This is a genomic window from Aeromonas intestinalis (genome assembly GCF_054052485.1).
Window position 1 is genome coordinate 60,089 of record NZ_JBSTYK010000017.1, and the last position, 24,446, is coordinate 84,534.

Consider the following 24,446-nt stretch of genomic DNA (forward strand, 5'->3'; position numbering starts at 1 on the left):
CGGTTTTGTCATTCTGCTACATCATCACTTCTGCTGACGCTTCATGGAGTCGAAGAACTCGTCGTTGGTCTTGGTGGCAGAAAGTTTGTCGATGAGGAACTCGATGCTGTCGATCTCGCCCATGGGGTGAATGATCTTGCGCAGTATCCACATCTTCTGCAGCTCGTCCGGCGCAGTCAGCAGCTCTTCCTTGCGGGTGCCGGAGCGAGTGATGTCGATGGCCGGGTAGGTGCGCTTCTCGGCGATCTTGCGCGAGAGGTGCAGTTCCATGTTGCCGGTACCCTTGAACTCTTCGTAGATGACTTCATCCATCTTGGAGCCGGTGTCGATCAGCGCGGTGGCGATGATGGTCAGGCTGCCGCCTTCCTCGACGTTACGGGCCGCACCGAAGAAGCGCTTGGGTCTGTGCAGGGCGTTGGCATCCACACCACCGGTCAGAACCTTGCCGGATGAGGGGATGACGGTGTTGTAGGCGCGGGCCAGACGGGTGATGGAGTCCAGCAGGATGACCACATCCTTCTTGTGCTCGACCAGGCGCTTGGCCTTCTCGATCACCATCTCGGCGACCTGGACGTGACGGGAAGCCGGCTCGTCGAAGGTGGAGGCGATGACTTCGCCCTTGACCATCCGCTGCATCTCGGTCACTTCTTCCGGACGCTCGTCGATCAGCAGCACGATCAGCTCACAATCCGGGTGATTGTAGGCGATGCTCTGGGCGATGTTCTGCAGCAGCATGGTCTTACCGGCCTTGGGCGGTGCGACGATGAGGCCACGCTGACCCTTGCCGATGGGGGATGCGAGATCCAGTACACGGGCGGTGATGTCTTCGGTGGAGCCGTTGCCGCGCTCCATGCGCAGACGCTCGTTGGCGTGCAGCGGGGTCAGGTTTTCAAACAGGATCTTGTTGCGGGAGTTTTCCGGACGATCGTAGTTGACGTCGTTGACCTTGAGCAGGGCGAAATAGCGCTCGCCCTCTTTCGGCGGCCGGATCTTGCCGGAGATGGTGTCGCCGGTACGCAGGTTGAAGCGGCGGATCTGGCTCGGGGAGACGTAGATATCGTCCGGGCCGGCCAGGTAGGAGCCATCTGCGCTACGCAGGAAGCCGAAGCCATCGGTCAGGATTTCCAGCACACCGTCGCCAAAGATGTCCTCACCGCCCTTGGCGTGCGCCTTGAGGATGGCAAAGATGATGTCTTTCTTGTGCGCCCGAGCCAGATTTTCCAACCCCATGGATTCGCCAAGCTGGACCAGCTCGGACACAGGAGTGTTCTTAAGTTCAGTCAGATTCATAGTGGTGAAAGTCTGTAAGCAAGGATTGAAATGAGGAGACAGTCTGCTGGATTGATGCTGATCGGATTTGACTTGCCAGGCTGATGTGAAGCAAAGAGTCAGGCAAAAAGGTTAGCAAACGAGCGATAAACTAGCACCAATCGGGATGAGCGTCTAGGTGATAAAACACAAGGAGCGCATTATTGCAATGCGCTCCTTCTTGATTATTACAGGTTACCGTCCAAGAACTCTTTCAGCTGAGTCTTGGAGAGGGCACCGACCTTGGTCGCTGCCACTTCGCCATTCTTGAACAGCAGCAGGGTCGGGATACCGCGAATGCCATACTTGGGCGGCGTGTCGGCGTTATGATCGATATTCAATTTCGCCACGGTCACGCGACCGGCATATTCTTGGGCGACTTCGTTCAGGATGGGGGCAATCATCTTGCACGGACCGCACCATTCAGCCCAGAAATCTACCAGAACGGGGCTGTCGGCTTTGATTACATCAGCCTCGAAGCTGGCATCGCTCAGCTGAACAATCTTGTCACTCATCTCCAACTCCAGTCAGTAATTAAGGCTTTATTGACGGATCAACAAAGGCAATAGTTGCCCTATTTGAAATGATCCTGTTTATTATTGCAAGCCTAACCTGATAACCTACCGCCATGAGCAAAACACATCTAACGACCGAAAAATTCGCCCAAATGGGCCTCGAACCCGAAGTTCTGGCTGGTCTGGAATCAAAGGGATTTCACTATTGCACCCCCATCCAGGCGCTGTCTCTGCCACTGCTGGTAGAAGGCCATGACCTGGCCGGTCAGGCCCAGACGGGAACCGGCAAAACCCTCGCCTTCCTGGCTGCGACCTTCAACTATCTGTTGACCCATCCGCTGACCAAGCCGCGCCTCATCAACCAGCCACGCGCCATCATCATGGCCCCGACCCGTGAGCTGGCGGTGCAGATCCACAACGATGCCGAGAGCATGGCGGCCTCGACCGGTCTGAAGCTCGGCCTCGCCTACGGTGGTGAAGGCTACGACAAGCAGCTGGCCGTGCTGGAGCAGGGTGTCGACATCCTGATCGGCACCACGGGCCGCATCATCGACTACTTCAAGTCCAATGTCATCGATCTCGGCAACATTCAGGTCGTCGTCTTGGACGAAGCGGATCGCATGTTCGATCTCGGCTTCATCAAGGACATCCGCTTCCTGTTCCGCCGCATGCCCCCCGCCACCGAGCGTCTGAGCATGCTGTTCTCCGCCACCCTCTCCCTGCGGGTGCAGGAGCTGGCCTACGAGCACATGAACCACCCGGAACACGTGCAGGTCGAGCCGGAGCAGATGACGGGCGTACGCATCAAGGAGGAGCTGTTCTACCCCTCCAACGAAGACAAGATGCTGCTGCTGCTCTCCCTGATGGAAGAGGAGTGGCCGGAGAAGGCCATCGTCTTCGCCAACACCAAGCATGTGTGTGAAGACGTCCACGCCTGGCTGGAGAACGACGGCCACCGCGTCGGTCTGCTGACCGGTGATGTGCCCCAGAAGAAGCGGATGAAGATCCTGGAAGAGTTCACCAAGGGTCAGCTGGACATCCTGGTCGCCACCGACGTGGCCGCCCGTGGTCTGCACATCCCTGACGTGACCCACGTCTTCAACTACGACCTGCCCGACGACGCCGAGGACTACGTACACCGCATCGGTCGTACCGGTCGCGCCGGCAAGAGCGGTCACTCCATCAGCCTGGCCTGTGAAGACTATGCCTTCAACCTGCCGGCCATCGAGGAGTACATCCATCACCCCATCCCGGTCAGCAAGTATGACCGCGAGGCGCTGCTGGATGATGTGACCGCCCCGAAACGGGTGTTCCGCAACCGTCAGCCGGTGAACCGCAACATGCGTGATCGCCAGGGTGGCAACAGCAACAACCGCCGCCGTCCGCCCCGCAAGAACTGACAGGACAGGCCCAGTTGCACAACTCGCCGCTCTATGCCGCCATCGACCTCGGCTCCAACAGCTTTCACATGCTGGTGGTGCGCGAGGTCGCCGGTGCTCTGCGCACCGTCACCAAGGTCAAGCGCAAGGTTCGCCTCGCCGCCGGTCTCGATTCGGAATTTCGCCTCAGCCGTGCCGCCATGGAGCGGGGCTGGGACTGTCTGCGCCTGTTCTCCGAGCAGTTGCAGGACATTCCGTCCGACAACATCCGGGTGGTGGGCACCGCCACCTTGCGCCTTGCCACCAACGTCGACGAGTTCCTGAGCGAAGCGGAACGGGTGCTCAACCACAGCATCGAGATCATCTCGGGCGAGGAAGAGGCCAAGACCATCTACGAGGGGGTCTCCTGGACCTCCGCCGGGGAAGGCAACCGGCTGGTGATCGACATCGGCGGCGCCAGCACCGAACTGGTGATCGGCGAGCACAGCGAGGCCAAGCTCCTCAACAGCCTGCACATGGGCTGTGTCACCTGGCTCAACAATCACTTCGGTGATGGCGAGCTCTCCGAGACCCGTTTCAACCAGGCCATCGCCAGCGCCAAGACGGTGCTGGAAAACGTGGCCGAGGATTACAAGACCCTCGGCTGGCGCACCTGCGTCGGTGCCTCCGGCACCGTCCAGGCGCTGCAGGAGATCATGCTGGCCCAGGGCAAGAGCGAGCGGGTCACCCTGCCGAAGCTGCAGGAGCTGATGGGTCAGGCCATCGCCTGCGGCAAGCTGGACCAGCTTCAGCTGGAAGGGCTGGCGGCCGAGCGGCTGACCGTGTTCCCCTCCGGTCTCGCCATCCTCATAGCCATCTTCGAGACCCTCGGCATCGAGAGCATGACCCTCGCCGGTGGCGCATTGCGGGAAGGACTGATCTACGGCCTGCTCGGCAACAATCACGACTGTGACGCCCGGGATCGTACCGCCGACAGCCTGATCAACCGCTATCAGCTCGACAAGGAACATGCCGAGCGGGTACGCGACACCGCCATCGAGGCCTTCAACCAGTTGCAGCCGGCCTGGCGTCTCTCCCGACGCTATGGTCGCCCCATACTCCGTTATGCCGCCCTGCTGCACGAGATCGGGCTCTGCATCGAGTACAAGAAGGCCCCGCAACACGCGGCCTACATCATCGACAACATCGACATGCCGGGCTTCACCCCGGCCCAGAAGAAGCTGTTGTCGGCCCTGCTGCTCAACCAGCGGGATGATTTCAAGCTGGAGCAGCTGGAGAAGCAGGGGGCCGTCACCGGTCGCCAGGCGATCCGGCTGGCCCGCATCCTGCGCATCGCCCTCATTCTCTGCATGCGTCGCACCCAGGGCACGGTCCCCCGCTTCACCCTGGAAGCCAGCGAGGATGCCCTGACCCTGACCCTGCCCAAGGGCTGGCTGGACGAACACTACCTGCGGGCCAGCGAGCTGCGCCTGGAAGTGGAGCGCCAGCAGAAGATGGGCTGGGCCACCCGTTTGCTGGAAGCCTGAACACTCCCAAAGGAAGCACCATGACGGATTATCAACCCATCAGCTGTGACCTCTATGACTGGCTCGAAATCGCCGCTCGCTGGCAACTGCCGGTGACGCTCACCGACCGCAGTGGCCGGCAGTGGGAGGACAAGGTGCAGACCATAGTGGCGAAAGAGGGGATTGAATACCTGTTGCTGACCAGCGGGGAGCGGCTCAGTCTGGCGGAGTTGGCGACCCTGGCTCTCATCTGGCAGGGGGAAGAGAAACTTGTCCGTTTCTAATCGGACAAGTAAAGAGGGCCCGCACTGCGGGCCCTCTTCGTATGGGGATAACGGTCAACCGGCCAGCGCCGCCATCACATAGACGTCGAAGCGGTTGCTCTTGGTTTCGATCGCCATGCTGGGTTTGTGCTCGTTGAGCCAGCCCGCGTAGTCGGGCCGCTTCACCACCACCCGTCGGGTCGCCATCTTGAGCGCCGCCGGCAGCAACGCATCCGCATCGAGATCCGGCCCCACTAGGGACTGGAACACCCTCATCTCTTTTTTCACCAGCGCCGATTTCTGCTTGTGGGGGAACATAGGATCCAGATAGACAACCTCCGGCCGTTCGCTCAATGCCAGCAGGTTGTCCACCGCCGGCCCTTGCAGCAACTGCATCCGCTCGCTCACCCAGCCTCCGATCTCGGGATCCCGGGCCGCCCGCGTCAATCCATCCTGCAGCAGGGCCGCCACCACGGGGCTGCGCTCGATCAGGGTCACCCTGCAACCAAGTGAGGCCAGCACGAAGGCATCACGGCCGAGTCCGGCGGTGGCATCCACCACGGTCGGCATGGCCCCCGCCTTCAGTCCTACCGCCTTGGCGATGGACTGGCCACGACCACCACCGAACTTGCGCCTGTGTGCCACCGCCCCTTCCACGAAGTCCACGTAGACAGCTCCCAGCTTGGGCTCATCCAGCTTGCGCAGCTCCAGCCGCGCCTTGGTCAACACCAGGGCGAAGGGAGCGGGAAACTCCACGTCGGCCAGGCGCTGGCGCAGGGCCTCGAGCTCCCCTTCCCGGGCGGGCACTTCACTGAAAACCTGAATACGGGGCATAACGATGACTCATGGCGGCATGGAGCCGAGCATGATAACAGAAGCGGGAGATCAGCTCACGATGGTGAGATTGGCCAGGTTCATTCCCTGCCGGTTGAGGGTCAGGTACTCCGTCAGATCCTCGAATGGCAGCGGCCGGCTGAGCAGATAGCCTTGGGTGAAGGCGCACCCCTTCTGACAGAGGAAGTTGAGTTGCTCCCGGGTTTCCACCCCTTCGATCACCACCTGCATGCCGAGGTTGTGCACTATGTTGATGATGCCGTCCAGCAGCAGCCTGTCCTGTTCGTTGAAGGGAATATGGCGCACGAAGGAGCGATCTATCTTCACCAGATCCACCGGGAAGGTACGCAGGTAGTTGAGCGCCGAGTAGCCGGTACCGAAATCATCGATGGCCAGCTTGCAACCCGCCTCGCGCAGGGCGTCGATCCGCACCCTGTGCTGATCGCTGCTCTCCATCAAGAGAGATTCGGTGATCTCGATGATGATGTCCTTGGGGTCCAGGCCGAAGTGACGGATCACCCGCAGCCATTCGTTGGCCTCCGGATCTATGGTCTGGAACTCCAGAGTGGAACGGTTGATGGACATCTGCAGATCCGGGAAGCCGGATTTTTGCAGTCGTGCCAGATCCCGGCACGACTGCCACAACACCAGAGCGCCCAGCCCCTGCATCAGCCCGGCCTCCTCCGCCAGCGGGATGAAGTCCGCCGGCGAGACCTGGCCCCAGTGGGGGTGATACCAGCGCACCAGCGCCTCCAGCTTGGCCACCCGGCCGCTGCGGTTGTCCCAGATGGGCTGATAGGCCATGGTCAGTTGCGACAGCTTGATGGCCTCCGCCAAATCCTGCTGCATCTGGTGGCGCTGGCTCACCTCCTCCCGCATGGAGGCGCTGTAGGTGCCCAGGGTTCGGCCCTGCCGCTTGGCGACGAACAGCGCCTGCTCGGCGTTGCGCAGCAGCTCGTCGCTGTCCGCCCCATCGTAGGGACAAAGGGTGATCCCCAGGGTCGCCGTCACATAGAGGTGCTGATTGGCCAGCATGAAGGGTCTGGCGAAGCCGCCGATCACCTGTTTGGCGAACACCTCGGCCTGACGGCGGTTGACGATGCCAGGCACCAGGAAGGCAAATTCATCCCCGCCGATGCGGGCCACCAGATCCTCGGTGCGCACCCGGCTCACCAGCCGATCCGACACTTCCCGCAGCAGGGCATCACCCACGTGGTGATCCATGCTGTTGTTGACCGCCTTGAAGTTGTTGAGGTCCAGCACCATGAGGGCGAAGCGCTCCCCCCGCTCGCAGAAACGGGCAAGGCAGCGACCAAACAGCCAGCGGTTGGGCAGGCCGGTCAGGTTGTCGTAGTTCGCCTGGGCCGCGATTTTCTGCTCCGCCAGCTTGGTCTGGGAGAGATCGCTGAAGATGGCGATGTACTGGCTGATCCGGCCCCCTTCTCGCAGGGCGCTGACCATCAGTTGCTGGGGGTAGAGCTTGCCGTTCTTGCGCTTGTTCCACACCTCCCCACGCCAGATCCCCACCCGCTCCAGGGCGTGATACATGTCGGCGTAGAAGGTCTGATCGTGCAGTCCGGATTTGAGCAGGCTGGGGCGCTGGCCGCAGGCCTCCTCCTCGCTGTAACCGGTGATCCGTTCGAATGCGGGATTCACCGAGATGATGCGGCTCTCCCCGTCACACACCAGGATGGCTTCGGAGAGGTTGTCATAGACCCGGTGGGAGAGCTTGAGCTGCTCGCTGTGACGCTTGATGGGATCGATGTTCTCCAGCACCAGCATCAGATAATCGGGGTGCAACTGCTCGTTGCGAATGAGGGTGACGGTCACGCGCCCCCACAGCACTGAACCATCCCGGTGCCGGTAGCGCTTCTCCTGGGTGAAAGCGGGGCGTTCTCCGCGCCGGATCTCCTCGTAGAGCGGGAGGCTCGCCTGCCAGTCTTCCGGGTGGTTGAACTCGGCGGCGGTGCGGTTCAGCAACTCGTCCGGACGATAGCCCAGCATCTTCTCGATGGCCGGGTTGATCCAGAGAATCCGCCCGTCCAGGTCCATCTTGCCGATGCCCACGGGGGCGTGGGACATCATGGTATCCAGCACCTGCATGGCGCCCGGCCCCATGGATTGCGAAGGGGCCTGCTGCTGGTACATCAGGGCTAGCTCGCGACCGGCGATGGGGGCCAGCAGCCTCAGCAGCTGCATGATCTTGTCCATGCTCGGCATCGCCTGCTTGAACATGACGCTGCACAGTCCCAGGGTCTCCCCCTGGGCATTCTTCAGGGCGATGCCGGCATAGCCACGGATCTGCCAGAATTCCAGCACGGCGGCATGGGGAAACAGCTGGCAGATGCAATCGTTGAACCAGGCTTCCCCTTGCTGCATGACGATCTCCCCCGGGGTACTGGCGAGGGGAAAACTGTAGGAGCCGATGTCGAGGGAGGCGGGATAGGCGGCATGGATGGTGAAGAACAGGCCGGTCTGGTCCTGTCCCGAAATCAGGACGAGATCCGCCCCCACCGAGCTGGCGATCTCACTCACAAAAGTATCGAAAAATCCCTTGCCACTCAGATGAGACAAGCCGGAGATGATTTGATAGACAGACTCGAGTGCTCGCCTCATGGCAAGTGGCTTTCTCTCCTTGGAAACTAGAACCCGACTCTACTGGAAGAGGCGGTGGCTGTGCAAACATGCTATCGGCAAGATATTAAAAAGCCTTGAAAAAAGGGACCACGCGGTCCCTTTTTATCTTAAAAATCATGCCGGGATCCCACTCTGCCCAAGCCAAGTACCTGCTTGAAGCTCATCTCGGCACAGGGCTGACACATCAGGCGGCGATACCGCTGTGTCGCAGCAACGCATCCACCTGGGGCTCTCTGCCCCGGAAGGCACGGAACAGCTCCATCGGTTCTTTCGACCCGCCCTTCTCCAGAATATTTTTCAGGAAGGCCTGGCCGGTGGCCGCGTTGAAGATCCCCTCTTCCTCGAAGCGGGAGAAGGCATCGGCGGAGAGCACTTCTGCCCATTTGTAACTGTAGTAACCCGCCGCATAACCGCCGGCGAAGATGTGGGAGAAGCTGTGCTGGAAGCGGTTGAACGCCGGCGGCGTCATCACCGCAACCTGGTTGCGCACCTCGTCCAGCAGCGCCGGGATCTGGTTCGGTTTGGCCGGATCAAACTCCTGGTGCAGACGGAAGTCGAACAGGGCGAACTCCAGCTGGCGCAGCATCTGCATGGCCGCCTGGAAATTGCGGGCCGTCAGCATCTTCTCCAGCAGATCCGCGGGCAGCGGCTCCCCTGTTTCGTAATGGCCGGAGATAAAGGCCAGCGCCTCGGACTCCCAGCACCAGTTCTCCAGGAACTGGCTCGGCAGCTCCACCGCATCCCAGGCCACGCCGTTGATGCCAGCGACCCCGGCCACGTCGATCTGGGTCAGCATGTGGTGGATGCCGTGGCCGAACTCGTGGAACAGGGTCACCACCTCGTCGTGGGTGAACAGGGCGGGCTTGCCATCCACAGGGCCGTTGAAGTTGCAGGTGAGATAGGCCACCGGCTTTTGCAGTGAACCGTCCTGACGGTAGCGACGGCCCAGGCAGACATCCATCCAGGCACCGCCGCGCTTGTTCTCACGGGCATAGAGGTCGAGGTAGAAGCTGCCGCGCAGCTCGTCCTCGCCGTCGAAGATGTCGTAGAAGCGCATGTCCGGATGCCAGGTGTCGATGCCGAGGCGCTCGCGCACCTTGACCCCGAATACCCGTCGCACCACCTCGAACAGCCCCTTCACCACCTTGCCGGCGGGGAAATAGGGGCGCAGTTGCTCGTCGGAGATGGAGAACTTGTGCTGCTTGAGCTTCTCCGCGTAATAGGGGATGTCCCAGGCCGCCAGCTCGCTCTGACCGAAGTGTTCAGCAGCGAAGGTCCGGATCTCTTCCAGCTCGACCTTCCCCTGGGGCAGGGACTTGGCGGCGAGGTCGGTGAGGAATCCCACCACCTGTTCAGTCTTGTCCGCCATCTTGGTGGCCAAGGAGAGCTCGGCATAGTTGCCAAAACCCAGCAGCTGGGCCAGTTCCCGGCGCAGGGTGAGCAGTTCCGTCATGATGGCGGAGTTGTCCCACTTGCCGGCGTTGGGGCCCTGATCCGAGGCGCGGGTGGTGAAGGCCTCATACAGCTCGGCACGCAGGGTGCGGCTGTCGGCATACATCATCACCGGCAGGTAGGAGGGGATGTCCAGGGTGAACAGCCAGCCCTGCTGACCCTTGTGCTCCGCCAGCTGGCGGGCGGCGGCCAGGGCGCTGGCGGGCAGACCGGCCAGATCGGCCTCATCGGTCACCAGCTTGCTCCAACCCATGGTCGCATCCAGCACGTTGTTGCTGAAACGGGAGGCGAGCTCGGAGAGCCGGGCCTGGATCTCGCCATAGCGCTGCTGCGCCTCGGCAGACAGGCCGATACCGGATAGGTGGAAGTCGCGCAGGGTATTCTGGATCTCCTTGCGCTGGGCACCGCTCAGCAGGGGGAAGTCGTCGCTCTCGGCCAGCTCGCGATAGGCCTGATAGAGGCCTTCGTGCTGACCGACATAGGTCTGGAATTCGGACAGCAGCGGCAAGCAGGCATCATGGGCCTCCCGCAGAGCCTCGCTGTTCTGCACGGCGTTGAGGTGGCTCACCGGCGACCAGATGCGTCCCAGCCGATCATTGACCTCTTCCAGGGGGGCGATCAGGCTGTCCCAGGTGTGGGGCTCGCGCCGGGCCAGCACGTCATCAATCTTCTGTTTGCAGTCGGCGATGGCCTGCATGACGGCAGGCTGCACCTGTTCAGGCTGGATCTGGCTGAAGGGAGGCAGCGAGTCCATGGTCAGCAAAGGGTTGTTCATCTGCGGTACCTCTAAAATGCTCTGCAGCCCCTGCCGTCCAGAAGCTTGCTTGGACCATCTAAGATGTAGGCAGAAACCTCATTTATCAAGCCTTTGCCGCCAGTAACAGGGCCAAGTGCCCACTTTTCGCGACCCCTTGCCTATTAAATCACCGGTTCGGTCATCGACGACGAAGAGGGCGGGCCTGCATGGCCTGCGCCTAGCCCTATCAGGTGCATCAGCTGGGTGCAGCACGCCTCCAGCCCCTCTTGCGGCAGATTGGTGATCCCCAGCAGCAGACCCGATCTCGCTCGCGCCGGGTCTGCGAACCAGACGGACAGGGGGGCTGGTGCCAGGCCGACAGCCTGGGCCCGGCGCACGATGGCGACATCATCGCAGCCCTGAGGCAGGTGAAGTAGCAGCGCCAGCCCCGCCATGGTGACCGTCTCGGCGGACACCGACAAAGCCTGTTGCAGCGCCACCGCCCGCGCACGGTAGATACGCTTCATCCTGCGCAAGTGACGCAGATAGTGTCCCTTGCGCATGAACTCAGCGAGCGCCCACTGGCTGGCCACCGAGGCGGCAGGGGCGAGTGCGGCGGCCACGTCCCCCATCTTGCTGACCAGGGCCGGCGGCACCACCATGAAGCCGAGACGCAGGCCTGGGCTGATGGTCTTGCTGAAGGTACCGACATAGATGACCCGGCCATGGCGATCCAGGGAGGCCAGGGCTGGTGCCGCCCGGCCGGTGAGTTGAAGCTCGCTCAGGTAATCATCCTCGATGATCCAGCCGCCGCGGCTGGCGGCCCACTCCAGCAACCGGTGGCGACGGGTAAGGGAGAGAGTCATGCCCAACGGCGCCTGCTGGCCGGCGGTGACTATGGCCAGCGCGGCGTCCGCCGCACGGGCTATCCCCTCGTCAACATCGAGCCCCTGTGCATCGACCGGGACAGGCACAGGCGTCACACCCGCCATGGCGAGCGCCATCCGCGACAGTGGATAGCCAGGATCCTCAATCCAGGCCTCTTTCCCCTGCAAGCCGAGGCCGTGGACAAGCAGCCCGAGGGCACCGCTATACCCCGAGGTGATGAGGATCTGGGCTGGTGAGCAGCTGATCCCGCGAGCCACGGACAGATAGGCGGCGATCTCGGTGCGCAGCGTCAGCTCGCCACGGGGATCCGGATAGCTGACCGTTGCCATGGCGGCCTGACTGGCAGCCTGGGCCGCCACCCGGGACCAGAGCTTGCCGGGAAAACCGTCCTGCGCAGGTACGCCGACCTGGAATACCCGAGGGCGCTCGCCGAAGGGATGTTGATAGAGCTCGGGCAAGGGGTTGGGTTGCCCCCCGAGATCGGGCGGCGAGTCCATCGGCAGGCACTGGGCGACGAAGGTGCCCGCCGCCCCCTGCGAGACGATCAGCTGCTCATCGATCAACCGCTCATAGGCGGCACGGACTGTGCCCCGCGCGACCCCGAGCTGGATACTCAGATCCCGCCATGAGGGCAGCCTGGCCCCCGCGTAGAGCGAGCCCTGGCGGATCGACTGGCCGATGGCCGTGGCGATCTGGTCAGCCAGCGAGCTCCCGGCTTCGCGCCGCAGCGCTATGTGCAGCTCAGTCATGGGCACTGGCCAATATCCGCGACGGTACAGTGAAAACAGACATTCATGGTCCTTATTAATGGACTGTCAAACTGACTAAAATGTGTCATTAAACCATCCTCGGTACATGTTCGAAAGTCGTAAGGAGTCCATCTTGCCCCTGCCCTCACTGACCAAACCCCTCGCCACCCTGTTGCTCCTGCTCGGCATCAGCCAGCCAGTCTGGGCGGACGACAACAGCTACGACGCCGAAGGCGAGCGACGCGCCAAGAGTGCAGGCAGCGCCTTGATCGGCCAACCTGCCCCGGCGGTCAAGCTGACCACTTTGGACGGAAAACAGCTCGATCTGGCCGAACTCTACGGGAAAAAGCCGGTCTATCTGAAATTCTGGGCCACCTGGTGCGTGCCTTGTCGCCAGCAGATGCCGGGCTTTGAGGCCATAGAGCAGAAGTTTGGCGACCAGATCCAGGTGATCGCCGTCAACACCGGCTTCTCTGACGACGCCGACGCCATCCGTGCCTACCGCAAGGAGCTGGGCCTGACCATGCCCATCGCCATCGATGACGGCACCCTGGCAACCGCGCTGAACCTGAGGGTCACCCCCCAGCATGTGGTGATCGGGCGCGATGGCAAGATCATGCATGTGGGCCATCTGGAGGATCAGGCACTGCACACAGCGCTACAACAGGCTATCTCCGAAGAGTCACAGCCCATCGCCCGGGCCACCAGCGCCAGCACTGCCCCTACCTTCGCCGTGGGCGACAAGGTGAGCGGTCTCGGCATCACCACGCTGGGCGGCCGCAAGCTGGACCTGGGCGCCGCGAACCAGAAGCCGCGCGCCATCGTCTTCTTCGCCCCTTGGTGCGAATCCTACCTGGCCGAGAGCCGTCCGCAGACCGCCAAGAACTGCCAGTTCGTGCGCGAAGAGGCCGAGAAGCTGATGGCGAACGAGAAGGGCGTCGAGTGGCTGGGGGTCTCCTCCGGACTCTGGGTCTCGGTGGCCGATCTGCAGGATTACCGGAAGAGTTCGGGCAGCACTCTGCCGCTGGCACTGAACGAAGATGACTCCCTGTTCCGTGCCTTCGGGGTACGCGACATCCCCAGCGTGGTGCTGCTGGATAGCCAGGGCCGCATCGCCCGCATCCTGAGCCCGCAGGATCGCGACCTGGCCGACGCAATCAAGGGCCTGAAGTAACCGTCAGCCGTCATGGACACCGGCCCCACTGGCTGGTGTCTTTTTTTCTCCCGCACGAAGAGACCCATGAAACTCGACACCCTGAAGCGGTTGCTGCTTTGGCTCTGCCTGAGCCTCAGCGCCCCCATGCTGGCCGCAGCCGATATACCTGGCGCCGAGGAGGTGCTGATCGCCTCTTCCCTGCATGCCGCCAGCCCCACCCCCGCCGCCAACGGCACCACCACCCTGGCGATCAGGATGACCCCCCAAGGGGAATGGCACGGCTACTGGAAACAGCCGGGGGATGTCGGCCTGGCCCCCAGGCTGACCTGGCACCTGCCCGATGGCGTCAGCGTCGGCGAGGTGGCCTATCCGCTCCCCCAGACCCTGCCGATCGACGGCATCATGAACCATGTCTACGGCCAACCCTACGCGCTGCTGGCGGAGCTCTCCACCGCCGAGGGGATGGCTCAGGGCACCCAACTGCCGATCCGCCTCGACATGCAGTATCTGGCCTGCCGTCACGACGCCTGCGTCCCGGAGCGCGCCAGCCTGCAGATCACGCTGCACGTCGGCCACGGCGAACCCGACGCAGCCCTCGCCGCCGACTTTGCCAAGTGGCGTCAGGCGCTGCCCAGACCGCTCGGCTCCCCCGTCGGCTTCACTGTCGATGAGCAACGGCTGCGCCTCGAGGTACCGCTCCCCGCCAGCATAGAGGTCGACGAGCCGCACCTCTTCAGCGCCACCAGACAGGCCATCGTCGATGCCGCCCCCCAGCGGTTTGAACGCCGGGGCGATCTGCTCATCGTCGAGACCCGGGCAGGAGCCAAGCCGACCGAGGCATTCGAGGCGACCCTGGCGCTCGGCAACGGCCTGGGGCTGGATCTGGACGCCCGGCTTGCCGCCGCTCCGGCCAAAGGTGGGAGCGGTGCAACCGCCCTGCTGCTGGCGCTGGCCGGGGCGATCGCCGGTGGCCTGCTGCTGAACCTGATGCCCTGCGTCTTCCCCATCCTCAGTCTCAAGGCGATGAGCCTGGCACGGGCAGGAACCAGCGCCCGTGCCGCGCGGCGCGAGGCGCTGGCCTACACCGCCGGGGTGATGGCGACCTGCATGCTGCTCGGTGGCGTGCTGCTGGTCATGCGGGCGGGCGGTGCCCAGCTCGGTTGGGCCTTCCAGCTGCAGGATCCACGCATGATACTGCTGTTGCTGCTGCTGACCTGCGTCATCGCCTTCAACATGGCCGGCCTGTTTGAGCTGAGCACTCTCGACGCCGGAGCCGGACTGACCCGGCGCGACGGCGCCGCCGGGGCGTTCTGGACCGGCGCCCTCGCCGCCTTCGTCGCCACCCCCTGCACCGGCCCCTTCATGGCGGCGGCGCTCGGCACAGCCCTGATCCTGCCGCCCCTGGCGGGCATGCTGGTGTTCGCCGGGCTGGGGCTTGGCATAGCCCTGCCCTTCCTGTTGCTGGGATTTGTCCCGGCCCTGCAGCGCCGGATGCCGAAACCAGGGCTCTGGATGGCGACCCTTCGCCGCTTGCTCGCCGTCCCCATGTTCCTGACCATGCTGGCGCTGTCGTGGGTGCTCGGCCAACAGGTGTCCGCCAACGCGCTGACCGCCAGCCTTGGCTGTGCCATGCTGCTGACGTTCGGCCTCTGGCTGACCGGCCTGCGCCAGCGAGCGATGAAGCCGCGGGCCTGGCTGCCTGCGCTCTTGGCTGCCGTTCTCGTCATCCCTCTCGGCCTGAGCCAGATGAGCGAGCGCGCCACCCAGCCCCAACCCGCAAACAGGCTCGCCTTCGACCCAGCCAAGCTGGAAGCCCTGAGAGCGGGAGACAAGCCGGTGTTCCTCTACTTCACCGCCGATTGGTGCATGACCTGCAAGGTCAACGAGCGGGTCGCCATCGATCGCCGCGCCACGGAACAAGCCTTGGCCGAGGCGGGCGTCGAGGTGATGCGGGGGGACTGGACCCAAGGCGATCCCGGGATCACCGCCTTCCTGGCGCAGCACGGTCGCTCCGGTGTGCCGCTCTACCTCTGGTATGTACCTGGCCAGCGCGAGCCCAGGGTGCTTCCCCAGGTGCTCGGCCCGGACAGCCTGATCGATCAGGCTCGCGCCCAGCCCTGAAAAGCAAAATGCCAGTCGTATCGACTGGCATTTTTTCATTCGCTCAAACCGTTCAGCTCCGGCGAGCGTCTTCCTGCAGCCACTGGGCCACCCGCTTGGCGAAGTAGGTGAGGATGCCGTCGGCCCCTGCCCGCTTGAAGCAGACAAGGGATTCCAGGATGCACTCCTTCTCCTTCAACCAGCCGTTCTGGATGGCGGCCATGTGCATGGCGTACTCGCCACTCACCTGATAGGCGAAGGTCGGCACCCCGAACTGGTCCTTGACCCGGCGGATCACGTCCAGATAGGGCATGCCCGGCTTGACCATGACGCTGTCGGCCCCTTCCTGGATGTCCAGTGCCACCTCGTGCAGGGCCTCGTTGTCGTTGGCCGGATCCATCTGATAGGTGGCCTTGTTGCTCTTGCCGAGGTTGCCGGCGGAGCCCACCGCATCGCGGAACGGGCCGTAGTAGCAGGAGGCGTACTTGGCGGAGTAGGCCATGATCTGCACGTTGACGAAGCCGTTCTCCTCCAGTGCGGCGCGGATCGCACCGATGCGACCATCCATCATGTCGGACGGTGCCACTATGTCGGCGCCGGCGGCGGCATGGGAGAGCGCCTGTTTCACCAGGATCTCGGTGGTGATGTCGTTTTGCACATAGCCTTCGTCATCGATGATGCCGTCCTGACCGTGGGTGGTGAAGGGATCCAGCGCCACGTCGGTGATGACCCCGAGTTCCGGGAAGCGCGCCTTGAGGGCTCGGGTGGCGCGCTGGGCCAGGCCGTCGGAGCTGTAAGCCTCCTCCGCCATCAGGCTCTTGCTTTGAAGCGGCGTCACCGGGAACAGGGCGATGGCTGGTACGCCGAGAGCCACCAGTTCCGCGGCCTCCTCCAGCAGCAGGTCGATGGAGAGGCGATCAACTCCGGGCATGGAGGCAACGGCCTCGCGCTGGTTCACCCCTTCCAGCACGAACACCGGATAGATGAGGTCATCGACGGTCAGCGTATTTTCACGTACCAGACGACGGCTGAAGTCATTCTTGCGCACCCGGCGCAGGCGGCGGCCCGGGAAGGCGCCCGGAAGAGTAGTTGCCATGAGTCACTCCTGGAGTGGAAGTTGGAAGAACGCGGCAGAGGTGGCCCGGGTGTGGGCCAGCAAGGCCTCGGGCGTCTCACCACGACAGGCCGCCACCACCTTGGCGATGTGCGGCAGAAAAGCGGGTTCGTTGCGTTTGGGTCTGGGCTTCAGATCCCGTGGCACCAGATAGGGGGCGTCGGTCTCTATCATCAACCGGCCGGCCGGGATCCGCGCCACCTGTTCGCGCAGCAGCTGACCACGGCGCTCGTCGCACAGCCAGCCGGTCACACCGATATGCAGCCCCAGCGCCAGACACTCATCCAGTTCGGCATCGGCGCCGGTGAAGCAGTGCAGCACGGCGCCGGGCAGACGCGGCAACCAGGGCCGCAGGATCTCGATGAAACGCGCGTGAGCATCCCGGCAGTGCAGGAACACCGGCATGTTCAGCTCGGCAGCCAGCGCCAGCTGGGCGTCGAATACCGAATCCTGCACCGGCCGGGGCGAGAAGTCGCGGTTGTAGTCGAGACCGCACTCGCCGATGGCCACCACCTGGGGCAGGGCCGCTAGCTCGCGCAAGGCGGGCAGGGTCTGCGCATCGATACTCGACGCGTCGTGGGGATGCACCCCGGCGGTGGAGAAGCAGTAACCCGGCCAGCGGGCGGCCAAGGCGGCGCTCTCCCGGCTGCCCGCCAGGCAGGTGCCGGTGAGGATCAACCCCTCGACCCCGGCAGCGCGGGCGCGGTTCACCAGCTCGACCTGTTCGCCGGCAAACTGGGGACTGGTGAGGTTGATTCCGATGTCGATCATGGGGTGAGCATTTCCAGATAAAGAGGCTGTATATCAGGCATTTGAAAACCATCTACAGGATGGGGCCTTACCATACGCTTGTGCGGGGGGCATGAAAAGAGGAAGGGAGCCTGGGCTCCCCTCATCCTTCCACAATCACGGCTCTTCACCCGCCTGTTCTGTCTCGGCGGGATCGTCCTTCTTCACGTAGAAACGGGCGAAGAAGAGGCCGAGCTCCCACAGCGCCCACATGGGGATCGCCAGCAGGGTCTGGGAGAAGACATCGGGGGGCGTCAGCAACATGCCCACCACGAAGACCCCGACGATGACGTAGGGGCGCTTCTCCTTGAGGCTCTTGGGCGTGGTCACTCCGGTCCAGCACAGCAGTATGGTGGCGATGGGGATCTCGAACGCCACCCCGAACGCGAAGAACAGGGTCAGCACGAAGTCCAGGTAGCTGGCGATGTCGGTCGCCACCGTGACCCCGGCGGGAGCCGTGCTGGTGAAGAAGCCGAACACCAGCGGAAACACCACGTAATAGGCGAATGCCATGCCGGCATAGAAGAGCACGGCACTGGAGGCGACCAACGGCAGGACCATGCGCCGCTCATGCTGGTACAACCCGGGCGCGATGAAGGCCCAGGCTTGATACAGCAGATAGGGAATGGCCACGAAGAAGGAGACCATCAGGGTCAGCTTGATGGGCGTGATGAAGGGGGTCGCCACGTCCGTCGCTATCATGCTGGTGCCTTCCGGCAGCTGGCTGAGCAGCGGCTGGGCCACGAAGTCATAGATGTTGTTGGAGAAGTAGATGAGTCCGACAAACACCAGCAAGATGGCCAGAATGGAGCGCATCAACCGGGTCCTCAACTCCACCAGGTGGCTGATCAGGGGTTGCTCGGCCTGACTCATGACTTCACCTCCTGGTTCTCTTTCACCGGAGGAGTGGGCACGGCGTCGAGCTGAGGAACTGCCTCTGCCTCCGCTTCTGCCTCAGGCAGGGCCTGGGGCGCCGGAGCGGTATTGGGCTCAGGCGCGGGCGTCACCGGGGGACGGATCTCGTTCTGTGACTCGGGTTGCGGCTGGTAGGGGCGATTCACCGACTGGGCCGCCGTCTTCAACTGCTCGATGGACTCCTGCAGCTCGGGGCTCAGGTTGCTCATCTTCAGGGTTTCGGCCTTTTTCAGGTCATTGTGCAGCTCTTGCAACTTGAGCTCCTGCTCCAGCTCGGACTTCACCGAGTTGGCTGTGCTGCGAATGAGCTTGATCCAGTGGGCTGCCGTACGGATGGCGCCGGGCAGCCGTTCCGGCCCCAGCACCACCAGGGCCACCACGGCGATGACGACCAGCTCCCAAAAACCGATGTCGAACATGGCTTAGGCCTGATCTTTGTCTTTCTGCTTGGTGGTGTCGGCGCTGTTGGCCGTCTCGTTCAGTTGCTTTGGCGGAAACTCCGCATCCTTCTGCTCGGGCTTGGCATCGGCCGGATCGTCGGACAGCGCCTTCTTGAAGCCCTTGACCGCCGCACCCAGATCACCGCCGATCCCGCGCAACTTCTTGGTGCCGAACAGCAGCACCACGATGACTGCGATGATCAACAACTGCCAGATACTGATACCACCCATGATATTTCTCCAAAATTGGCGCCAGTCGGCGCATTTGAGCGTTTAGCGGAAAGATTAGTGTGAGCGGGCCTTCAGCCAGCCGAGTACCCAGCATACACCGGCGCCGGCTAGCGTTATTTGTCCCCACTCAATGTGTTGTCTCTGGGTCAGCAAGAATACACCCGCAAGCAACAGGCTGGCTCCAACCCCTAAGAGGTAGCGCGCCTGCCCCTGGCGGCGGCTGTGCTTGCGAAAATCGGCGAACATCTGATCGAAATGGTGTTGCTGATGGCGCGCCTGACGCAGGGTCTCGTAGACCAGCTCCGGCAGTTCCGGCAGCTTCTCGGCCCAGAACGGCGCCTTTTCCTTGATGGCGTTCAGCACGGCCTTGGGGCCCACCTGCTGATGCATCCAGCTCTCCAGATAGGGCTTGGCGGTCTGCCACAGATCCAGCTGGGGATATAGTTGACGCCCCAGCCCTTCCACGTAGAGCAGGGTCTTCTGCAGCAGCACCAGCTGTGGTTGCACCTGCATGTTGAAGCGGCGGGCGGTGTTGAACAGGTTGAGCAGCACGTGGCCGAAAGAGATCTCGGACAGGGGCTTCTCGAAGATGGGCTCCAGCACGGTGCGGATGGCGAACTCGAACTCGTCCACCTTGGTATCGGCAGGCACCCAGCCGGACTCCACGTGCAGTTCCGCCACCCGGCGATAGTCCCGGTTGAAGAAGGCGAGGAAGTTCTCCGCCAGGTAGCGCTTGTCTTCCCGGTTCAACGTCCCGACGATGCCGCAGTCGATGCCGATCCAGAGGGGGTTCTCCGGGTGCTCATACGAGACGAAGATGTTGCCCGGGTGCATGTCGGCGTGGAAGAAGCTGTCCCGGAACACCTGGGTGAAGAACACCTCCACCCCGCGCTCCGCCAGCAGCTTCATGTTGGTACCGTTGGCTTCCAGCGCCTCGATGTCGGAGACCGCGATGCCGTAGATGCGCTCCATCACCAGCACCTGCTCGCGGCAGTGTTCGGTGAACACCTCGGGCACGTAGAGGGCGTCGGATCCGGTGAAGTTGCGGCGCAGCTGGATGGCGTTGGCCGCCTCGCGCATCAGGTTCAGCTCGTCGAGTATGGTCTTGCGATACTCCTCCACCACCTCCACCGGGCGCAGTCGGGCGCTCTGGGGTACGAAGCGTGCGGCCAGTTTGGCTACCGCCTGCATCAGGCGCAGGTCCGCCTCGATGATGGGCTCGATGTCCGGGCGGATCACCTTGATGACGATCTCGCGGCCATTCTCCTTCAATCTGGCGGTGTGCACCTGGGCGATGGAGGCGGACGCCAGCGGCGTCTCGTCGAAGTCGTCGAACAGGGTCTCGATGGGGCAGCCCAGGCTCGCCTCTATCTGACGGCGGGCGGCCTGACCGCAGAAGGGAGGCACCCTGTCCTGCAACAGCGCCAGCTCCTCGGCGATATCCGGCGGCAACAGATCCCGCCGGGTCGACAGCATCTGGCCGAATTTGATGAAGATGGGGCCCAGCGCCTCGAAGGCGAGGCGGATGCGGGCACCGCGATTGAGGGTCGGCTGCTTGTTCTTGAGCCAGAACAGGCTGCGGCGCAGCAGGCGTCCCGGCCAGGGTTGATAGCGGGCGGGCACCAGCTCATCGATACCCTGCTCCAGCAGAATGCTGACGATGCGATAGAGGCGTTTGAACTCTTTTGGAGTCATCAGCTCACCCGTTGTTCGAGGCGGGCCAGTCGCAACTCGACCGCCTTCATGTGCTGGGCCAGCAACTCGACATCGTCGTTGAAACTGGCGACCTCCAGCGGACCCGGCGCGACTCTGGCCTCTTCGGTCAGGTACTCCGCCAGCTGACGCTGGCTGCGGCACAGCTCGCGCCCCACCAGACGACGCGCCTGACGGGCACCGCTGCACAGGGTATGGGCCAGCACGTCACCGGTGTAACGGGAGAGCTCCTCCTCCCAGTCGATATCCAGCTCCCCCAGCAGGGCGCTGAATGCCTGTACCAGCTGGGGATCGCCGCTCAGGTCAAGCCGCTCCTCGCGGATATAGCGGGTCAGGGAAGAGGGATCTTTGAGCAGACCCAGGGCCGTCAGGGAGAGGCTCAGCACCGCATCGGCCTCCCCTTCAAACTGGGCCAGCACATCGAAGCGACGCTCGGAGAACACGAACCAGAGTGGTTTGAGCTCACGCAGTTCCAGCTTGAGCACCTTGCCCGCCAGCTTGCGCAGCCGCTCAGGGCTCTGCTTGTCGAGTGCCAGCAACTGGTTGAGGCTGGTTTCGATCACCGCGGTGACCATGGCATCCATCGGCATAGGCAACCTTAAAACTTGTAACCACGGTGCAGGGCGACCACGCCCTGGGTCAGGTTGTAGAAGTCCACCTGATCGAAACCGGCGTTCTCCATCATCCCCTTCAGGGTCTGCTGATCCGGGTGCATGCGAATGGACTCCGCCAGGTACTTGTAGCTCTCGCTGTCGTTCGCCACGATCTCGCCCATCTTGGGCAACAGCTTGAAGGAGTAAAGGTCATAGAGCTTGGCGATCACCTCGCTCTCGGGCTTGGAGAACTCCAGCACCAGCAGGCGTCCACCCGGTTTGAGCACCCGGTACATGGAAGCCAGCGCCTTGTCCTTGTCGGTGACGTTGCGCAGGCCGAAGCCAATGGTGATGACATCGAAGTGATTGTCCGGGAAGGGCAGCGCCTCGGCGTTGGCCTGCACGTAGGAGACGTTGTTCGCTACCCCCAGGTTGCGCAGCTTATCGCGGCCCACCTTCAGCATGGAGTCGTTGATGTCCGCCAGCACGACCTGGCCGGTTTCACCGACGATGCGGGAGAACTTGGCAGTCAGATCACCGGTACCACCGGCCAGATCCAGCACTTTCTGTCCTTTACGCACACCGGAGCAGTCGATCGTAAAACGCTTCCAGAGGCGGTGGATGCCGAACGACATCAGATCGTTCATCAGATCATACTTGGCCGCCACCGAATGGAAGACGCCGGCAACCAGAGTTTCCTTCTCGGTCGTCGCCACGGTTTTATAGCCAAAATGCGTAGTATTCGTCTGTTCCGACATCCCTCAAACACCCATAGAGCAAAGAATGGCCGTCAGTTTACCAGAGCAGCCAGCGTCCGGACACCTCGGAACCGGTTTACTGCCCGCTCAGAGGGCGGCCGGTCGGATGATATGGAGTGAGCCTTCTCTTCCGGCAAGGGGACAAGGCATGCCTCAACCCCGGCTTGCCACCAACTGCATACCCAGCATAACCATGGCCAGGCAGAGGAAGAGGTTGAGGCTCATGTTGAGCAGCGCCTTGAGATAGGCGCCCTGCTGGGCCAGCAGCACGGTATCCAGCGCGAATGAGGAAAAAGTAGTCAAAGCCCCCAGAATACCCACCATGAGTAGTGGTTTCATCGGGTGATCCGGCACATAGCCGTGGCTTATCAGGGCATAGGCCAATCCCATGATGAAGGAGCCGATGACGTTGACCGCCAGGGTACCGTAGGGAAAATGGCGCCCCAGCAGCAATGCCATCAACTCGCCCATGCCAAAGCGCAGACAGGCGCCGATCGCCCCGCCGGCGGCCACACATAACCAGGTTTGCATATCGATGGATTCCGTTGTGCCAGGCCAGTATTCGGGGATTATGCAAAAGCGCCGTCAGGGATGACAGGGCCAGGATCAATTCATCCAGGGTTAACGGCGAAAATCGACCGCCTCTTCCCCCGGCAGGTGCAGGGACGTCTGCGCCGGTCGGGTCTGGGCGATCACCCGTCCTCCCCGGATGGAGTAGCGCACCGGCACCTGCCGCCGCACCGCATCGAAGCCATTCTCCGCCGGCAGGATCACCAGATTGGCGGGCTTGCCAACCTCGATGCCATATCTGTCCTGCACATTCAGGGTGCGGGCGCAGTGCTCGCCGATGAGCTTGAGGCTATCGTTTATCTGCTCGTAGCCCATGATCTGACAGACATGCAGCCCCATGTGCAGTACCTGCAGCATGTTGCCCGTCCCCATGGGATACCAGGGGTCAAACACGTCGTCATGGCCGAAGCAGACATTGATGCCCGCCTCCAGCATCTCCTTCACCCGGGTGATCCCCCGGCGTTTGGGATAGGTATCGAACCGCCCCTGCAGATGGATATTCACCAGCGGGTTTGCCACGAAGTTGATCTCTGCCATACGCAGCAGCCGGAACAATCGGGAAGCATAGGCGCCGTTGTAGGAGTGCATGGCGGTGGTGTGGCTGGCGGTGACCCGCGGACCCATGCCGCGCTCGTATGCGAGGGTGGCCAGGGTCTCGATGAAGCGGGACTGCTCGTCGTCGATCTCGTCGCAGTGCACATCGACCAGCACCCCGTATTGCTCCGCCAACTCGAAGATGTGATGCAGGCTCTGCACCCCGTACTCCCGAGTAAACTCGAAGTGAGGAATGGCGCCGATCACATCGGCTCCCAGCCTGAGCGCCTCTTCCAGCAGGGCCTTGCCGTTGGGATAGGAGAGTATCCCCTCCTGCGGGAAGGCCACTATCTGCAGTTCGACCCACTCCTTCATCTCCTCGCGTACCTCCAGCATGGCCTTCAGCGCCACCAAGTGAGGATCCGAGACGTCCACATGGGTGCGCACGAACTGGATTCCGTTGGCCATCTGCCACTTGAGCGTCTGGATGGCACGACGCTTGACGTCCTCGTGAGTCAGCAGCGCCTTGCGCTCGGCCCAGCGCTCGATCCCCTCGAACAGGGTGCCGGACAGGTTCCAGTTCGGCTCGCCCGCCGTCTGGGTGGTATCCAGGTGAATGTGAGGCTCGATGAAGGGCGCGATGGCAAGACCGCCTTCCCCGTCCAGTTCGGCAACAGAGGGGAGAGGTGTCCCCATGGGCTCGATGACCCGGATATAGCCATCCTCACAAAGGAGCTGCCAAAAACCCGTCTGCCCGGCCAGGCTCACATTCTTTATCAGCATGTTTTCATTCCCTATTTTAGGAAAATTCCGCCTTTTTCAGCTCATAACTTAGCTTGGATCAATTTACTAGAAAAGCGTTCACATTGAATACATATGAAATCGCTACCATTGATAAATATATAAACAAACACAATAGAAGAGGTGACGAGGATGAAACCTGGAATGACCGAAATAGGAAGTGCCGGCCTGTTTCACGAGTACTTGCAGACGCTGGGTATCGTCAAGCCCCCTTTGACATCGATCGAAAGGAGCTGGGAATACAAACGCGGTGAAAAGCTGGTCGCGGCCATCCAGATAGAGAAGTCGGGACAAGCCCGTTTCTACCTCGACGCCAGAAAGATATCGGTGAATTGAGAATGCAAAAAAGCCTCCCGACTGGGAGGCTTTCTTTTTAATGGTGCTGATACCCAGAATCGAACTGGGGACCTCATCCTTACCAAGGATGCGCTCTACCGACTGAGCCATATCAGCACACTAACCGGTA

General features: G+C 62.4%; 22 protein-coding genes and 1 tRNA gene. 6 read left to right on the forward strand and 17 right to left on the reverse strand.

Annotation, left to right across the window (positions count from 1 at the left end):
- Positions 1-24: 24 nt before the first annotated feature.
- Positions 25-1,290, reverse strand: coding sequence for a transcription termination factor Rho (gene rho, locus ACW5W7_RS18415; protein ID WP_042079206.1), 1,266 nt, complete (start codon positions 1,288-1,290; stop codon positions 25-27).
- A gap of 206 nt (positions 1,291-1,496) precedes the next feature.
- Positions 1,497-1,823, reverse strand: coding sequence for a thioredoxin TrxA (gene trxA / locus ACW5W7_RS18420; protein ID WP_025328829.1), 327 nt, complete (start codon positions 1,821-1,823; stop codon positions 1,497-1,499).
- Between the two features lie 113 nt (positions 1,824-1,936).
- Between trxA and rhlB the strand changes: the two genes are divergently transcribed.
- From rhlB to ACW5W7_RS18435, 3 genes are read left to right on the forward strand one after another with little or no spacing between them, the layout of a single operon-like run.
- Positions 1,937-3,223 (forward strand): ATP-dependent RNA helicase RhlB, encoded by a 1,287-nt coding sequence (gene rhlB / locus ACW5W7_RS18425; protein ID WP_456502631.1) that lies wholly within the window; start codon positions 1,937-1,939, stop codon positions 3,221-3,223.
- Between the two features lie 14 nt (positions 3,224-3,237).
- Positions 3,238-4,728: a guanosine-5'-triphosphate,3'-diphosphate diphosphatase gene (gppA, locus tag ACW5W7_RS18430; RefSeq protein WP_456502632.1), complete on the forward strand. Its 1,491-nt coding sequence runs from the start codon at positions 3,238-3,240 to the stop codon at positions 4,726-4,728.
- A gap of 20 nt (positions 4,729-4,748) precedes the next feature.
- A complete protein-coding gene (locus ACW5W7_RS18435; protein WP_456502633.1) occupies positions 4,749-4,991 on the forward strand; it encodes a Rho-binding antiterminator in 243 nt (80 codons plus the stop codon).
- Between the two features lie 54 nt (positions 4,992-5,045).
- On the opposite strand, the gene ACW5W7_RS18440 is transcribed toward ACW5W7_RS18435, so the two are convergent.
- The 4 genes from ACW5W7_RS18440 to pdxR all read right to left on the reverse strand — a co-directional run bounded on the left by ACW5W7_RS18440 (position 5,046) and on the right by pdxR (position 12,266).
- Positions 5,046-5,795 carry a class I SAM-dependent methyltransferase gene (locus ACW5W7_RS18440; protein ID WP_456502648.1) on the reverse strand — a complete coding sequence of 250 codons (750 nt, stop codon included), beginning with the start codon at positions 5,793-5,795 and terminating at the stop codon, positions 5,046-5,048.
- Positions 5,796-5,855: 60 nt separating this feature from the next.
- Complete coding sequence (locus ACW5W7_RS18445; protein ID WP_456502634.1) at positions 5,856-8,420, reverse strand: putative bifunctional diguanylate cyclase/phosphodiesterase; 2,565 nt, start codon at positions 8,418-8,420, stop codon at positions 5,856-5,858.
- Between the two features lie 205 nt (positions 8,421-8,625).
- Positions 8,626-10,668 carry an oligopeptidase A gene (gene prlC / locus ACW5W7_RS18450; protein WP_456502635.1) on the reverse strand — a complete coding sequence of 681 codons (2,043 nt, stop codon included), beginning with the start codon at positions 10,666-10,668 and terminating at the stop codon, positions 8,626-8,628.
- Between the two features lie 143 nt (positions 10,669-10,811).
- Positions 10,812-12,266: a MocR-like pyridoxine biosynthesis transcription factor PdxR gene (pdxR, locus tag ACW5W7_RS18455; RefSeq protein ID WP_456502636.1), complete on the reverse strand. Its 1,455-nt coding sequence runs from the start codon at positions 12,264-12,266 to the stop codon at positions 10,812-10,814.
- A gap of 133 nt (positions 12,267-12,399) precedes the next feature.
- Here pdxR and ACW5W7_RS18460 point away from each other — a divergent pair, with 133 nt between their 5' ends.
- Both ACW5W7_RS18460 and ACW5W7_RS18465 read left to right on the forward strand, forming a co-directional pair.
- Positions 12,400-13,440: a TlpA family protein disulfide reductase gene (locus ACW5W7_RS18460; RefSeq protein WP_456502637.1), complete on the forward strand. Its 1,041-nt coding sequence runs from the start codon at positions 12,400-12,402 to the stop codon at positions 13,438-13,440.
- Positions 13,441-13,506: 66 nt separating this feature from the next.
- Complete coding sequence (locus tag ACW5W7_RS18465) at positions 13,507-15,543, forward strand: protein-disulfide reductase DsbD family protein (protein ID WP_456502638.1); 2,037 nt, start codon at positions 13,507-13,509, stop codon at positions 15,541-15,543.
- 52 nt (positions 15,544-15,595) lie between these two features.
- On the opposite strand, the gene hemB is transcribed toward ACW5W7_RS18465, so the two are convergent.
- The 10 genes from hemB to ACW5W7_RS18515 all read right to left on the reverse strand — a co-directional run bounded on the left by hemB (position 15,596) and on the right by ACW5W7_RS18515 (position 23,962).
- On the reverse strand, positions 15,596-16,618 hold the full coding sequence (gene hemB / locus ACW5W7_RS18470) for a porphobilinogen synthase (RefSeq protein WP_456502639.1): 1,023 nt from the start codon (positions 16,616-16,618) through the stop codon (positions 15,596-15,598).
- A 3-nt stretch (positions 16,619-16,621) separates the two neighbouring features.
- Positions 16,622-17,407: a TatD family hydrolase gene (locus ACW5W7_RS18475; protein WP_456502640.1), complete on the reverse strand. Its 786-nt coding sequence runs from the start codon at positions 17,405-17,407 to the stop codon at positions 16,622-16,624.
- A 135-nt stretch (positions 17,408-17,542) separates the two neighbouring features.
- On the reverse strand, positions 17,543-18,298 hold the full coding sequence (tatC, locus tag ACW5W7_RS18480; protein ID WP_456502641.1) for a twin-arginine translocase subunit TatC: 756 nt from the start codon (positions 18,296-18,298) through the stop codon (positions 17,543-17,545).
- Complete coding sequence (gene tatB, locus ACW5W7_RS18485) at positions 18,295-18,759, reverse strand: Sec-independent protein translocase protein TatB (protein WP_456502642.1); 465 nt, start codon at positions 18,757-18,759, stop codon at positions 18,295-18,297. Before tatB ends, tatC begins: the two co-directional genes overlap by 4 nt.
- A 3-nt stretch (positions 18,760-18,762) precedes the next feature.
- The gene (gene tatA, locus ACW5W7_RS18490) at positions 18,763-19,011 is read right to left on the reverse strand and encodes a Sec-independent protein translocase subunit TatA (RefSeq protein WP_349920502.1); all 249 of its coding nucleotides are present in this window, start codon (positions 19,009-19,011) and stop codon (positions 18,763-18,765) included.
- Between the two features lie 54 nt (positions 19,012-19,065).
- A complete protein-coding gene (gene ubiB, locus ACW5W7_RS18495; RefSeq protein ID WP_349920501.1) occupies positions 19,066-20,706 on the reverse strand; it encodes a ubiquinone biosynthesis regulatory protein kinase UbiB in 1,641 nt (546 codons plus the stop codon).
- The gene (locus tag ACW5W7_RS18500; protein ID WP_456502643.1) at positions 20,706-21,314 is read right to left on the reverse strand and encodes a ubiquinone biosynthesis accessory factor UbiJ; all 609 of its coding nucleotides are present in this window, start codon (positions 21,312-21,314) and stop codon (positions 20,706-20,708) included. Before ACW5W7_RS18500 ends, ubiB begins: the two co-directional genes overlap by 1 nt.
- A gap of 8 nt (positions 21,315-21,322) precedes the next feature.
- Entirely contained in the window at positions 21,323-22,075 is a 753-nt protein-coding gene (gene ubiE / locus ACW5W7_RS18505) for a bifunctional demethylmenaquinone methyltransferase/2-methoxy-6-polyprenyl-1,4-benzoquinol methylase UbiE (protein ID WP_434664873.1), read from the reverse strand.
- Between the two features lie 153 nt (positions 22,076-22,228).
- Positions 22,229-22,606: a fluoride efflux transporter CrcB gene (crcB, locus tag ACW5W7_RS18510; protein WP_456502644.1), complete on the reverse strand. Its 378-nt coding sequence runs from the start codon at positions 22,604-22,606 to the stop codon at positions 22,229-22,231.
- A gap of 90 nt (positions 22,607-22,696) precedes the next feature.
- Positions 22,697-23,962, reverse strand: a complete 1,266-nt coding sequence (locus tag ACW5W7_RS18515) for a cytosine deaminase (RefSeq protein ID WP_456502645.1) — start codon at positions 23,960-23,962, stop codon at positions 22,697-22,699.
- Positions 23,963-24,112: 150 nt separating this feature from the next.
- Between ACW5W7_RS18515 and ACW5W7_RS18520 the strand changes: the two genes are divergently transcribed.
- Positions 24,113-24,316, forward strand: a complete 204-nt coding sequence (locus ACW5W7_RS18520; RefSeq protein ID WP_456502646.1) for a hypothetical protein — start codon at positions 24,113-24,115, stop codon at positions 24,314-24,316.
- A gap of 41 nt (positions 24,317-24,357) precedes the next feature.
- On the opposite strand, the gene ACW5W7_RS18525 is transcribed toward ACW5W7_RS18520, so the two are convergent.
- Positions 24,358-24,433 (reverse strand) — tRNA-Thr (locus tag ACW5W7_RS18525).
- Between the last annotated feature and the right edge of the window lie 13 nt (positions 24,434-24,446).

Bases quoted from the DNA above. Each gene is read 5' to 3' on its own strand.
- rho (WP_042079206.1), bottom strand. From the start codon at position 1,290: ATGAATCTGACTGAACTTAAGAACACTCCTGTGTCCGAGCTGGTCCAG.
- trxA (WP_025328829.1), bottom strand. From the start codon at position 1,823: ATGAGTGACAAGATTGTTCAGCTGAGCGATGCCAGCTTCGAGGCTGAT.
- rhlB (WP_456502631.1), top strand. From the start codon at position 1,937: ATGAGCAAAACACATCTAACGACCGAAAAATTCGCCCAAATGGGCCTC.
- ACW5W7_RS18435 (WP_456502633.1), top strand. From the start codon at position 4,749: ATGACGGATTATCAACCCATCAGCTGTGACCTCTATGACTGGCTCGAA.
- ACW5W7_RS18445 (WP_456502634.1), bottom strand. From the start codon at position 8,420: ATGAGGCGAGCACTCGAGTCTGTCTATCAAATCATCTCCGGCTTGTCT.
- prlC (WP_456502635.1), bottom strand. From the start codon at position 10,668: ATGAACAACCCTTTGCTGACCATGGACTCGCTGCCTCCCTTCAGCCAG.
- pdxR (WP_456502636.1), bottom strand. From the start codon at position 12,266: ATGACTGAGCTGCACATAGCGCTGCGGCGCGAAGCCGGGAGCTCGCTG.
- ACW5W7_RS18465 (WP_456502638.1), top strand. From the start codon at position 13,507: ATGAAACTCGACACCCTGAAGCGGTTGCTGCTTTGGCTCTGCCTGAGC.
- hemB (WP_456502639.1), bottom strand. From the start codon at position 16,618: ATGGCAACTACTCTTCCGGGCGCCTTCCCGGGCCGCCGCCTGCGCCGG.
- ACW5W7_RS18475 (WP_456502640.1), bottom strand. From the start codon at position 17,407: ATGATCGACATCGGAATCAACCTCACCAGTCCCCAGTTTGCCGGCGAA.
- tatC (WP_456502641.1), bottom strand. From the start codon at position 18,298: ATGAGTCAGGCCGAGCAACCCCTGATCAGCCACCTGGTGGAGTTGAGG.
- tatB (WP_456502642.1), bottom strand. From the start codon at position 18,759: ATGTTCGACATCGGTTTTTGGGAGCTGGTCGTCATCGCCGTGGTGGCC.
- tatA (WP_349920502.1), bottom strand. From the start codon at position 19,011: ATGGGTGGTATCAGTATCTGGCAGTTGTTGATCATCGCAGTCATCGTG.
- ubiB (WP_349920501.1), bottom strand. From the start codon at position 20,706: ATGACTCCAAAAGAGTTCAAACGCCTCTATCGCATCGTCAGCATTCTG.
- ACW5W7_RS18500 (WP_456502643.1), bottom strand. From the start codon at position 21,314: ATGCCGATGGATGCCATGGTCACCGCGGTGATCGAAACCAGCCTCAAC.
- ubiE (WP_434664873.1), bottom strand. From the start codon at position 22,075: ATGTCGGAACAGACGAATACTACGCATTTTGGCTATAAAACCGTGGCG.
- crcB (WP_456502644.1), bottom strand. From the start codon at position 22,606: ATGCAAACCTGGTTATGTGTGGCCGCCGGCGGGGCGATCGGCGCCTGT.
- ACW5W7_RS18515 (WP_456502645.1), bottom strand. From the start codon at position 23,962: ATGCTGATAAAGAATGTGAGCCTGGCCGGGCAGACGGGTTTTTGGCAG.
- ACW5W7_RS18520 (WP_456502646.1), top strand. From the start codon at position 24,113: ATGAAACCTGGAATGACCGAAATAGGAAGTGCCGGCCTGTTTCACGAG.